Raw genomic sequence first — 10,822 nt, forward strand, 5'->3', positions numbered from 1 at the left:
TCGCCATGACGATCCCTGCGCTGCCGGCGCTGATCACCCTGCTGGCCGTGATCACCTTCCAGGTCACCGCCATGCAGGTGGGCCGGGCCCGTCTGCGCGATGGGGTGAAGCCACCGCTGATGACGGGTCCGCCGGCCTTTGAGCGGGCCCTGCGGGTGCAGCAGAACACCCTGGAGCAGCTGGTGGTGTTCCTGCCGGCCTTCTGGTTGGCGGTGCTCTTCTCCAATGCCGGGGCGGCTTCGCTGCTGGGGGCGCTCTGGGTGCTGGGCCGGGTGCTCTATGCCGTGGGTTATCAGCGGGCGCCGGAGCAGCGGGCGCCTGGATTCGCCATCAGCTTCCTGGCCTCGACGGTGCTGCTGGTGATGGCCCTGGTGGGTGGCGTGCTGCAACTGCTCTGAGCCCTGGCCTACGCTGCGCCGCCAGGTTGCTGAATCCTCCTGGCCCGCCCCACGCCCCCCCTGAGCGCCCGCCTGCGGAGCCGCGCCCTTCTCGCTGATCCCCGCTTCAACAAGGGAACAGCCTTCAGCCGCGCGGAACGCGAGGCCTACGGGCTCGATGGCCTGCTGCCCCATGCCGTCGAGAGCCTGGAGACCCAGGTGGAGCGCCAGTGGCAGGCTTTCCTCAGCCTGGGCAGCGAGCTGGAGCGCTTCCGCTTCGCGGTGGCCCTGCGTGAGTCGAACCTCACCCTGTTCCACCGCTTTCTGGCCGATCACATCGAGGATGTGATGCCGATCGTTTACACCCCCACGGTGGGGGCGGCGATCCAGCGCTTCAGCCTCGATTACCGCACTCCCTGCGGCGGTGTGTTCCTGGCGGCGCCCGATCAGGAGCGGATCGAGGCAGTGCTGGCTCAGGTGGCGCCTGGGCCGGTGGATCTGATCCTGATCACGGATTCCCAGGGCATCCTCGGCATCGGCGACCAGGGCATCGGCGGCATCGAGATCTGCCTGGGCAAGCTGGCGGTGTACACCCTCTGCGCCGGTCTGGATCCCGCCCGGGTGCTGCCCCTGGTGCTGGATGTGGGCACCGATCGCGTCGAGCTGCTGGAGAACCCCCTCTATCCCGGCTGGCGACACCCGCGCCTCGATGGCCCCGACTACGACCGCTTCCTGGCCCGCACTGTGGAGGCCTTGCAGCGTCAGTTCCCGGGCGCGCTGCTGCACTGGGAAGACTTCGGCACCGGCCATGCCCACCAGCTGCTGGAGCGGTACCGCGAGCAGGTGCCCAGCTTCAACGACGACATCCAGGGCACCCGCGGGGTGGCCTGCGCGGTGGTGAAGGCGGCCTCCCACGGCGCCGGCCTGCCTCTGGAGGATCACCGCATCGTGGTGTTCGGGGCGGGCACGGCGGGCTGCGGCATCGCCGAGGGCCTGGTGCGGCTGCTCATCCGGGCCGGGCTGGGGGAGCCTGAGGCGCGCCGCCGCATCTGGGCGATCGACCGGGAGGGCCTGGTGCTGGCCGATCAGCCGGGGCTCTCCCCCATGGCCCAGGCCCTGGCCCGTGATCCCTCCGAGCGCTCGGATTTCGGTGTCGATGCCCAGGGCCGCATCGGTCTGCTGGAGGTGGTGCGGGCGCTGAAGCCCACGGTGCTGATCGGCACCTCCACCGTGGCCGGAGCCTTCAGCCGTGAACTGGTGGAGACGATGGCGGCGGCGGTGGAGCGGCCGATCATCCTGCCCCTCTCCAATCCCACCCGGCTGGCGGAGGCCACCCCGGCCGATCTCTACGCCTGGACGGATGGACGGGCCCTGGTGGCCAGTGGCAGCCCGTTCGAGCCGGTGAGCTGGCAGGGGAGCCTGCGCCGGATCGGGCAGTGCAACAACTGTTTTCTCTTCCCTGGGCTGGGTTTCGCCAGCGTGGCGGTGGGCGCTACCCAGGTGAGTGAGGGAATGATTGATGCCGGGCTCGATGCCCTGGCCGACCACATCCCGGCTTCCAGAGATCCCGAGGCGCCGCTGATGCCCGAGCTCAGCGAGGTGCAGGCGGTGTCGCGGGCGGTGGCGGAAGCGGTGGCCCTGAGGGCGGTGCAGGAGGGCCTGGCCAGCCGAGCCGCCAGCGCTGCGGAAGCGATGGAGCGGCTCGATCAGGCCACCTGGACGGCGGCCTACCGGGAGCTTTAGAGGTCGTCTTCGACGTTGGGCTTGATCGTGCAGTCGGCGAGGGGGTAGCTGACGCAGAGCAGAGCGAAGCCCTGAGAGATCTGATCGTCGTCGAGGAAGCTCTGATCCGACTGGTCGACGCTGCCGGAGAGGATCTTGCCGGCGCAGGTGCTGCAGGCCCCGGCACGGCAGGAGTAAGGCAGGTCGATGCCCTGCTCCTCGGCGGCATCAAGGATGTACTGGTCGTCGGGGCAACTGAACGACTTGCCGTCTTCCAGGGTGATCGTGAAGGAGGCCATGGCCAGTGATCAGCGCAGGGTTTCGCACACGTCCTAGGCAACGCCTGAGTGCTTTGGGGTAGCCCTCGTGACAGTGGGCTGCCATCACCACGACCGACGGCCGCAAGACCGGGCCTGTGTGGTGGCTTGAACACAACGTTCAAACCTGACTTGCGTCTCTCCAACGCGCTGCCCATCAATGGACATAGTGAGTACCGCTGGAGTCGTCTGTGGTCAGGGTTTTGGTTCCGGCGGAAAGCCGGGAGGGGGAGCGCCGTGTGGCCGCCTCACCAGAAACGGTGCGCCGGCTGGTGGCGAAGAAGTCTGAGGTGTTCATCGAGTCGGGGGCCGGCCTGGAGGCCGGCTTCAGCGATCAGGCCTTCATCGAGGCCGGTGCCTCGATCGTGGCCAGGGGCTGCCCCGACACCTGGAGTGCCGCAGAGCTGGTGATCTGCGTGCAGCCGCCCGCTCAGGACAGTGAGGGCGGCAGCGGAGGGCTCGAGCGCCTGGCCTCCGGCTCCCTGCTGGTGGGTCTGCTGGATCCCTACCTGAACCGGTCCCTGATCGAGCGGCTCAACAGCCGCGGCCTCTCGACTGTGGCGATGGAGCTGCTGCCGCGCATCAGCCGCGTCCAGTCGATGGATGTGCTCTCGTCGCAGGCCAACATCGCCGGCTACAAGGCGGTGCTGCTGGCCGCCGCCGAGCTGGATCGCTTCTTCCCGATGCTGATGACCGCCGCCGGCACGGTGCAGCCCGCCAAGGTGCTGGTGCTCGGAGCCGGCGTGGCCGGTCTGCAGGCGGTGGCCACCGCCCGCCGCCTCGGTGCGGTGGTGAAGGTGAGCGATGTGCGGCCGGCCGCCAAGGAACAGGTGGAATCCCTGGGCGCCCGCTTCATCGATCCCCCCAGCCGTGAGGCACCGGGTGAAGCCGGTGGTTATGCGCGCGAGGCCGGCGCCGCCTTCCTGGAGGCCCAGCGCCAGCAGCTCACCGTCCATCTGGCGGAAGCCGATGCGGTGATCACCACCGCCCAGGTGCCCGGACGGCCGGCGCCATTGCTGATCACCGAGGAGATGCTCAAGGCCCTGCGGCCCGGTTCGGTGGTGGTGGATCTGGCGGTGTCAACCGGCGGCAACTGCGCCGGCAGCCAGCCCGATCGCACGGTGGAGATCGGCGGGGTGCGCATCATCGGCTCCTCCAACCTGCCGGCTTCGGTGCCCCACCACGCCAGCTCCCTCTACGCGCGCAATCTGGCGGCCTTCCTGGAGCCCCTCTTCAGCGACGACGGCCTGCAACTCAACCCCGAGGACCCCTTGCTCGACCCCTGTCTGATTTCCCACCAGGGCGCCTGCCGGCGCCCGGAACTGTGGCCCAGCCTCGAGGAGGTGACGGCATGAGCGGTCATCTCAGTGGCACCGCCGCCCTCTGGGTGCTGGTGCTCGGCAGCCTGCTGGGGCTGGAACTGATCGGCAAGGTGCCCCCCACCCTGCACACGCCGTTGATGTCGGGGGCGAATGCGATCAGCGGCATCACCCTGCTGGCGGCGCTGGCTCTGATCGGTCAGGCGCCAACGCCCGGCCTGAAATTGATCGGTGCGGTGGCCCTCGGTTTTGCCCTCTTCAATGTGGTGGGTGGTTTTCTCGTGACGGATCGCATGCTGGCGATGTTCCGCCGCCGGGAGGCGAACTGATGGTTGAACTCTCGATCGAACTGGGCTCGGTGCTGCTGCTGGCCTTCGGGCTCAAGGGCCTGGCCAAGATCCGCACGGCCCGCAGCGCCAATGGCCTCGCTGCCCTGGCCCTCGGCCTGGCGGTGGTGGGTCTGCTGCTGCAGCAGGGCCTGGGCGGCTGGCCCTGGATGCTGCTGGGCCTGGGCATCGGCGGTGGCCTCGGCGCCGTGCTCGCCCTGCGGGTCGCCATGACCTCCATGCCGGAGACCGTGGCGCTCTTCAACGGCTGCGGCGGCATGTCGTCGCTGCTGGTGGCGATCGGTGCGGTGCAACTGCCCACGCCGCTGAACCTGGTGGGTCAGGTGTCGGTGCTGGTGTCGGTGCTGGTGGGCTCGATCACCTTCAGCGGCTCGCTGGTGGCGATGGGCAAGCTGCAGGAATGGCTGGGCACCCCCGGCTGGACCCTGCGGCCCCAGCGCCATGTGGTGAACATCCTGATGGCCGTGGCCTGTCTGGCCTGCTGTGTGCTGGTGCTCAAGGGCATGGCCGTGGCCCTGATTCCCCTCACCGTGCTGTCGCTGCTGCTGGGCGTGGGTCTGACCCTGCCCGTGGGTGGAGCCGACATGCCGGTGGTGATCTCGCTGCTGAACTCCTATTCGGGCGTGGCCGCGGCTGCCGCCGGTTTCGTGGTGGGCAGCGAGCTGCTGATCGTGGCCGGAGCCATGGTGGGGGCGGCTGGTCTGATCCTCACCCAGGTGATGTGCACGGCCATGAACCGCTCGCTCACCTCGGTGCTGTTCGGCGGCGCCCTCGGCGCTGGAACCAGCGAGGCCTCGGAGGCCGGTGGCCGTGAGGAGTACACCAATGTCACCTCCTGCAGCCCGGAGGAATGTGCCCTCACCCTGGAGGCGGCTGAGCGGGTGATCTTCGTGCCGGGCTACGGCCTGGCCGTGGCCCAGGCCCAGCACAGCCTCAAGGAACTCGCCCGCCTGCTGGAGCAGCACGGCATCGAGGTGCGCTACGCCATCCACCCGGTGGCAGGCCGCATGCCCGGTCACATGAACGTGCTGCTGGCCGAGGCCGATGTGCCCTACGACCAGCTGGTGGAGATGGATGACATCAACCCCGACTTCCCCCGCACCGATGTGGTGATCGTGCTGGGGGCCAACGACGTGGTCAACCCACGCGCCAAGAGCGATCCGTCCAGCCCCCTCTACGGCATGCCCGTGCTGGAGGTGGATCAGGCCCGCTCGGTGTTCGTCGTCAAGCGCAGCCTGGGCTCGGGCTACGCCGGCATCCGCAACGATCTCTTCGAGCTGCCCCAGACCTCGATGGTGTTCGGCGACGCCAAGCAGGTGCTGCAGAGCCTCCTGCAGGAGCTGCGCTCCCTGGGTGTGGGCAAGGTGCCAGCCGGAGCCGGCAGCACCCGCTGAGCCAGAGGCCAGCCGCCTCGCCGCTCAGTGCAGGCCGGCCACAGGTGCCGGCCACCCCCCGCTGATTGCCCCCTGGCTCCGCCGCTCCCGGCGGCTCCAGGGGGCTTTCTGCTGCCAGTGCGCCACTGAGGGCCCCACCAGCTCCCTGAGGGCCAGGACCCCATCGATCACCACCACCAGCGCCCACACCAGCAGCGGCAGCCAACCTCCCTGGGACGCCGCCGCGACTGGATCCTGTGCCACGTCAACCGTTGCCGTTTCGATAGGGGCACTCAGCGCCTGGCCTTCGGCCGGCGCTTGCGATGGCTCAGCCTGCGCCTGGGCGATGCTCTCCTCCAGCAGCAGGGCCTGGCTGGCTTTCCAGGTGGTGGGTGGATGCCAGCGCCAATAGGCCGCCCCCGCGCTGCCCGGACGAGATCGGCTGGAGAAGGTGGGAATCATCGCCGCATCAAGACATGGATCCCAGGGCCTGGCCACGGGTCCCATCGCCCCAGCCCCGTTCTCTTAGGGTAGGCGTCCTGTGAGGCCTGCTCCGATTTCCCGTCTGACCCACCCTGAGGCCGAACCAACCATCTCCGGAAGCCCGGTCCAGGATTTCGCTTCCTTCGGGTTGTCCGAGCCACTGCTCAAGGCGATTGCGCTCAAGGGGTACACCTGTCCGTCGCCGATCCAGGTGCAGGCGATCCCGGCCGTGCTCAGCGGCCGGGATGTGATGGCCGCCGCCCAGACGGGCACCGGCAAGACCGCCGGATTCACGTTGCCGATGCTGGAGCGTCTGCGCCACGGGCCCCACGCCCGCAACAACCAGGTGCGCGCCTTGGTGCTCACCCCCACCCGCGAGCTGGCGGCCCAGGTGGCGGAGAGCGTTCAGGCCTATGGCCGCTTCCTTGATCTGCGCGGCGATGTGGTCTTCGGCGGCGTCAAGGTGAATCCGCAGATGCAGCGGCTGCGCCGCGGCGCCGATGTGCTGGTGGCCACCCCCGGCCGCCTGATGGATCTCTATCAGCAGAACGCGATCCGCTTCGATCGGCTCGAGATCCTGGTGCTGGATGAAGCCGACCGCATGCTCGACATGGGCTTCATCCGCGACATCCAGAAGATCCTGGCCCTGCTGCCGCCGAAGCGCCAGAACCTGCTGTTCTCGGCCACCTTCAACCCCTCGATTCGCAAGCTGGCCCAGGGGCTGCTGCATCAGCCGCTGCAGCTGCAGGCCACACCCGAGAACCGGGCGGCGCCGCTGGTGGAGCAGGTGATGCACCCCTGCGACATGGCGCGCAAGAGCGATCTGCTCTCCCACCTGATCCGCAGCAACAACTGGCAGCAGGTGCTGGTGTTCTCGCGCACCAAGCACGGCGCCAACCGCCTGGCGGACCGCCTCAGCCAGGAGGGCGTGGCCGCCATGGCCATCCACGGCAACAAGAGCCAGGGGGCCCGCACCCGGGCGCTGGCCAGCTTCAAGAGCGGTGACCTGCGGGTGCTGGTGGCCACCGATCTGGCCGCCCGCGGCCTCGACATCGAGCAGCTGCCCCATGTGGTGAACCTCGACCTGCCCAACGTGGCCGAGGACTATGTGCACCGCATCGGCCGCACCGGCCGCGCCGGCCAGAGCGGCCATGCCCTCTCGCTGGTGGCCGCCGAGGAGCATGAACTGCTGCGGGCGATCGAAAAGGTGATCGGCAACCCCCTGCCCCGCTCGGAGATCCCCGGCTTCGAGCCCACGATCCACTCGGCACCACCGCTGGATCTCAGTGGCGGGCGCGGCAAGGGCGGCCGCCGTGGCGGCGGCCAGCGCGGTGGTCCCGGTGGCCCCTCCGCACCCCGCCGCAACGGTCCCCGCAGCGGCTCCCCCCGCAGCCAGCCGATCTCACGCGAAAGCCGCCCCCGCGGGCGGGGCTGATCAGCTGAGTGGGGCCCTGTGTGGCCGCTGGGCTTGGGGGTCCTAACTCTGGGCGGGCTGAGGCCAGAGGGCGCTGACCGCCTGCAGGATCTCGGCCATGGCCAGCGCCAGGGCCGTGAGCAGACCATCATGGCTGCGGCGGTGAAGACCCCAGCGCAGGCGCCAGTCGAGGCGGCGGGCCTGACGCAGTTGACGGCGCATGATCGCCAGCGACGATTCGTGCAGGCTGCTGGCGTAGCTGGCTTGCACGGCCCAGAGGCGGCGCCGGCAGCTGCGCAACTTCACCACGATGGCGGTGAGGCCAGCATGGGGCTGCTGGAGATCGCCGATCGCGAGCAGTTGGCTACGCAGGCCCTGGAGCTGGGTGGTGATCGAGCTGAGGCTGAGCTGCAGCGCTGCCGCAGGGTTGTGCCGCTCGATGGCCGGCGCTTCCCGCAGGGCCTCAAGGCTGGCTTCAAGGCCGGGATGGTCGCAGCGTCCGCTGCGCCTGATCTCCTGAATGGCCCGCAGCATCAGCTGCCGCGCCGGATCGGCACCTGCCGCAGCAGCTGCAGTTCCATCATCATCACTAGTTTCAACAGCTTCAGTGGCCGCTGTGAGCCTGGCCATCCCGCTGCCGGCATCCTGAAGCAGGTCAGTGAAGGCCTGATCCACAGCCAGATCAGTTGAGCTGGTGGCGCTGATATCCACAGTCTGGATCGGCGCCGTTTCGCTCTGAGGGGCTGAGGCCGCCAGCGGAGCGGGGCTGGACACCACGTTGTTGATCATCACCACAGGCGCCTGCGGTTGAGGAGCGGGCGGGATCTCCACCGTCGCCGGCGCCTCAGCTTTGGCTATGGGTTTGGGTTCAGGCTTGGGCGGATTGAGATGGGCCACGAGGGCGGGATGCAGGCCACGGCCGGTGCGCTCCACGTGGTGGAGGTAGCGGAACAACAGGCGCCGCCGCTGCAGCGAGCGTGGATCGAGTGTCTGTGGTTTCACAGCTCCTCCTGCCGGCGGTTGGGGCTGCTGGCGTCGTAGGCAGCGAGCTGATCGGCCAGCCAACGATCCCGCCTCTGGCGTACCGCTTCACTCCACGACTCGACCACACCGGGGCGGCGGGAATGGGCGATCACCAGGGCGCAGACCACGGCGCTGGAGATCAGTGAGAAGGAGAGCACATAGATCGAGAGCCCCATGGCGGCCCAGTGGCCACGGGCGAGCTTGGAGAAGAAGTTGTCGATTCCCACCCGCACCAGTTCAACCGACGACCTGAACTGGCCCTCGCTCTCGAAGGTGGCGGCGAAACGATCGGGAAAGGTTGTTTCGAGGAACGTCTGATCATTGGCCAGCAGGCTGCGCTGGCTCTCGAGCGCTTCGATCTGCCGACGGGCGGCGCCCACGCGGCTGCGCTGGGCCTCCTCCTGCAGCTTCTGCTCCACGCAGACGGGCCGCTGGCCGCTGCGGCTGGTGGTGCTCCAGTCGGTGCGGCGCTGACTCCATTCGCCGTAGAGCTCCACCTGAAGGCTGTTCCAGCGAGGGTCGCCATGGGGCAGCTGCGCGAGCCGGGCCTGGCCGCTCTGGCATTGCTTCTGCACGCTCAGAAGGGTGGGGTCGCTGGCTTCTTTCTGCTGGAGCTGCAGACGCTGGTCGCCGATGATCCCGTCGAGGATCCTGCCGGCCTGAACCTGCTGCAGTTCAGGCCGGTTCTGAAACACCTCCACGCCCAGGCCTGTGCCGAAGGACTTGAGCAGGCTGAGGGGCAGCAGGCCCACCAGGATCGCCACGAGGGCCACACCGCGGCTGCCCTTGCGACCACGGGCCACGGTGGTGCAGATGTCCTTGTCGAACTTGAACAGCACGCCAGTGATCACCCCTGCTGTGAGCCAACCGAGGGGGTTGCCGGCTCCGCAGGCAATCAGCATCAGACCGAAGTTGCCGGCGCCATCAAACCAGTTGCTGGCCGTCACGGCACCAGCCACCAGCTGCGAATCCTTCTGGGTTGCCGGAGAAACATGGGCGGTGCCATGAAAGTCGTCGGCACTGGCCACCAGGCGCGAGCGGACGGCCTGCAGGGATTGCCTCCACAGGGGCAGAGGAGGCTGATCATGCCGCTCCATCAACAGCTGGGACAACTCAGGGTGGTGCTCCAGCCAATCCAGCAGGGTCTCCACATTGGGGGTCTGGTCTGGTTCCGGCAGGCTTGAGGTGGTCATCGTTGGGCGGTGCTTGCTGCGCCAATGCTGGGCTCAGAAGCACCAACCCAAGCCACTCTTGCTGCGAAGGACGGTATTGTCTGGGGCCCCTATGACCATCATTCTTTCCCGCCACGTTCTCCACCGCAAAGTGCAACACTTTCGCGGTGTGGTGGCTCGTGTCGGCAGTTTCCGCCTGAATGACGAAACAGTGCATTGCTAATTGGTGAAATATTTACAACTTTAACTAAAAAGCGAAGAAATAGGCTGGTGTTTAAGGTATAAAACTCATATCTGGCAAGTCTGGAAAATTGACATCCGGTTAGGTGCTCATTAGAAGCTGCTCGATGTTCAGCACAATGGGCGAGCTGGATTTACAAAGGTTATCAATGATGGCAACTTGTTTATTCTTGTGGGCAAAACGCTCAAGTACCCTATCGTTCTCGCGTTCAGAAAAGTAAAGGCGATAGTTTCTACTTATTCTATATTCGGCGTGGTTATGTGTGCCAGTATTCAGATTTCGCACCCTTCCATCTTGCTGCTTAAACCGATGCAAGTAAGCCCGAAGAATCCAGAATGCAAGGCGATCCATCCTGAACGTACGGCGAACATCTTTGAGAAATTGTTCAGTCATTGCATAGCCTTCTAAGCAAGGAAGTATGCTTGCTATGGATTCATTGTTACTGGATAAAGCTTTTCGCGCTGCGTCGTAAGCAGCTAGTTGCTCCTCAGGTATTTTCCCTGAAAGCTGTTGCTTCAATTCGTCATATAAATCCTGAATGCCAGCAACACTGTCGACATCCTGTTGTAATGACTCAGCAGACTGAACCAATCCAAGCTCACTCAGTAAGCTATAAGCCTCTTCCCAGTCTGACGCTTCCTCCCCAAGTCTCAGCTTTGTCCAAGCCCTAATCATCGATACTTTAAACTGAGCTTCCGAAATAGGCTTGATTAATTGCTCTAGTGACCCGAAGCGCTCGTAGTCTCTGGCAACATCACTTTCAGAACGGCCAGTAAGCACAATAAATTTTTTCGCAATAACATTTTTCCCATTATTCAGTGATTCGAGATTCGATAAAATATCAAGTCCAGTCAAAGTCGGCGTTTCAGAATCTAGTTCATGATCCAAAAGTACTAGGGAAGCTCTGGACAACGAGGGTTCAAGGAGCGCGCCTGGCCTTGATTGTCTCTGGTAACCATTTTGATCGCTGATCGAGCGTAGATCAGCTCGGTTTCACTGATTTGGATGCTGAATTTCGCTCATTTGGGGTAGCG

At 65.9% G+C, this 10,822-nt stretch carries 11 protein-coding genes; 6 read left to right on the forward strand and 5 right to left on the reverse strand.

Annotated elements, in window-relative coordinates; translation table 11 throughout:
- Positions 1-5: 5 nt before the first annotated feature.
- Together KQ304_RS05190 and KQ304_RS05195 are read left to right on the forward strand one after the other, a co-directional pair.
- Positions 6-398 carry an MAPEG family protein gene (locus tag KQ304_RS05190; protein ID WP_259736052.1) on the forward strand — a complete coding sequence of 131 codons (393 nt, stop codon included), beginning with the start codon at positions 6-8 and terminating at the stop codon, positions 396-398.
- Positions 399-470: 72 nt separating this feature from the next.
- Positions 471-2,120, forward strand: a complete 1,650-nt coding sequence (locus tag KQ304_RS05195; protein ID WP_259736062.1) for an NAD-dependent malic enzyme — start codon at positions 471-473, stop codon at positions 2,118-2,120.
- Here KQ304_RS05195 and KQ304_RS05200 read toward each other — a convergent pair.
- Positions 2,117-2,398: a 2Fe-2S iron-sulfur cluster-binding protein gene (locus tag KQ304_RS05200; RefSeq protein ID WP_259736053.1), complete on the reverse strand. Its 282-nt coding sequence runs from the start codon at positions 2,396-2,398 to the stop codon at positions 2,117-2,119. The genes KQ304_RS05195 and KQ304_RS05200 overlap by 4 nt on opposite strands.
- Before the next feature lie 209 nt (positions 2,399-2,607).
- Between KQ304_RS05200 and KQ304_RS05205 the strand changes: the two genes are divergently transcribed.
- The 3 genes from KQ304_RS05205 to KQ304_RS05215 are packed head-to-tail and all read left to right on the forward strand — an operon-like array spanning position 2,608 to position 5,476.
- Entirely contained in the window at positions 2,608-3,771 is a 1,164-nt protein-coding gene (locus KQ304_RS05205; protein ID WP_259736054.1) for an NAD(P) transhydrogenase subunit alpha, read from the forward strand.
- Positions 3,768-4,064 (forward strand): NAD(P) transhydrogenase subunit alpha, encoded by a 297-nt coding sequence (locus KQ304_RS05210; protein WP_259736055.1) that lies wholly within the window; start codon positions 3,768-3,770, stop codon positions 4,062-4,064. The genes KQ304_RS05205 and KQ304_RS05210 overlap by 4 nt, the downstream gene beginning before the upstream one ends.
- Positions 4,064-5,476, forward strand: coding sequence for an NAD(P)(+) transhydrogenase (Re/Si-specific) subunit beta (locus KQ304_RS05215; protein WP_259736056.1), 1,413 nt, complete (start codon positions 4,064-4,066; stop codon positions 5,474-5,476). The genes KQ304_RS05210 and KQ304_RS05215 overlap by 1 nt, the downstream gene beginning before the upstream one ends.
- A gap of 24 nt (positions 5,477-5,500) precedes the next feature.
- On the opposite strand, the gene KQ304_RS05220 is transcribed toward KQ304_RS05215, so the two are convergent.
- The gene (locus tag KQ304_RS05220) at positions 5,501-5,917 is read right to left on the reverse strand and encodes a hypothetical protein (protein WP_259736057.1); all 417 of its coding nucleotides are present in this window, start codon (positions 5,915-5,917) and stop codon (positions 5,501-5,503) included.
- Positions 5,918-6,086: 169 nt separating this feature from the next.
- Here KQ304_RS05220 and KQ304_RS05225 point away from each other — a divergent pair, with 169 nt between their 5' ends.
- Positions 6,087-7,373 carry a DEAD/DEAH box helicase gene (locus KQ304_RS05225; protein ID WP_259736058.1) on the forward strand — a complete coding sequence of 429 codons (1,287 nt, stop codon included), beginning with the start codon at positions 6,087-6,089 and terminating at the stop codon, positions 7,371-7,373.
- A 42-nt stretch (positions 7,374-7,415) separates the two neighbouring features.
- Here the strand turns inward: KQ304_RS05225 and KQ304_RS05230 are convergent, their stop codons facing one another.
- From KQ304_RS05230 to KQ304_RS05240, 3 genes are all read right to left on the reverse strand, one after another.
- Positions 7,416-8,354: a hypothetical protein gene (locus tag KQ304_RS05230; RefSeq protein ID WP_259736059.1), complete on the reverse strand. Its 939-nt coding sequence runs from the start codon at positions 8,352-8,354 to the stop codon at positions 7,416-7,418.
- Positions 8,351-9,568: a hypothetical protein gene (locus KQ304_RS05235; RefSeq protein WP_259736060.1), complete on the reverse strand. Its 1,218-nt coding sequence runs from the start codon at positions 9,566-9,568 to the stop codon at positions 8,351-8,353. The genes KQ304_RS05230 and KQ304_RS05235 overlap by 4 nt, the downstream gene beginning before the upstream one ends.
- Positions 9,569-9,869: 301 nt before the next feature.
- Entirely contained in the window at positions 9,870-10,700 is an 831-nt protein-coding gene (locus tag KQ304_RS05240) for a hypothetical protein (protein WP_259736061.1), read from the reverse strand.
- Positions 10,701-10,822 lie beyond the last annotated feature (122 nt).

The organism is Synechococcus sp. CS-1329, assembly GCF_025128055.1.
Taxonomy (GTDB): Bacteria; Cyanobacteriota; Cyanobacteriia; order PCC-6307; family Cyanobiaceae; genus Regnicoccus_A.

What these genes read in the sequence shown, in the direction of transcription:
- KQ304_RS05190 (WP_259736052.1), top strand. Translation starts at nt 6, where the DNA reads ATGACGATCCCTGCGCTGCCGGCGCTGATCACCCTGCTGGCCGTGATC.
- KQ304_RS05200 (WP_259736053.1), bottom strand. Translation starts at nt 2,398, where the DNA reads ATGGCCTCCTTCACGATCACCCTGGAAGACGGCAAGTCGTTCAGTTGC.
- KQ304_RS05210 (WP_259736055.1), top strand. Translation starts at nt 3,768, where the DNA reads ATGAGCGGTCATCTCAGTGGCACCGCCGCCCTCTGGGTGCTGGTGCTC.
- KQ304_RS05215 (WP_259736056.1), top strand. Translation starts at nt 4,064, where the DNA reads ATGGTTGAACTCTCGATCGAACTGGGCTCGGTGCTGCTGCTGGCCTTC.
- KQ304_RS05220 (WP_259736057.1), bottom strand. Translation starts at nt 5,917, where the DNA reads ATGATTCCCACCTTCTCCAGCCGATCTCGTCCGGGCAGCGCGGGGGCG.
- KQ304_RS05235 (WP_259736060.1), bottom strand. Translation starts at nt 9,568, where the DNA reads ATGACCACCTCAAGCCTGCCGGAACCAGACCAGACCCCCAATGTGGAG.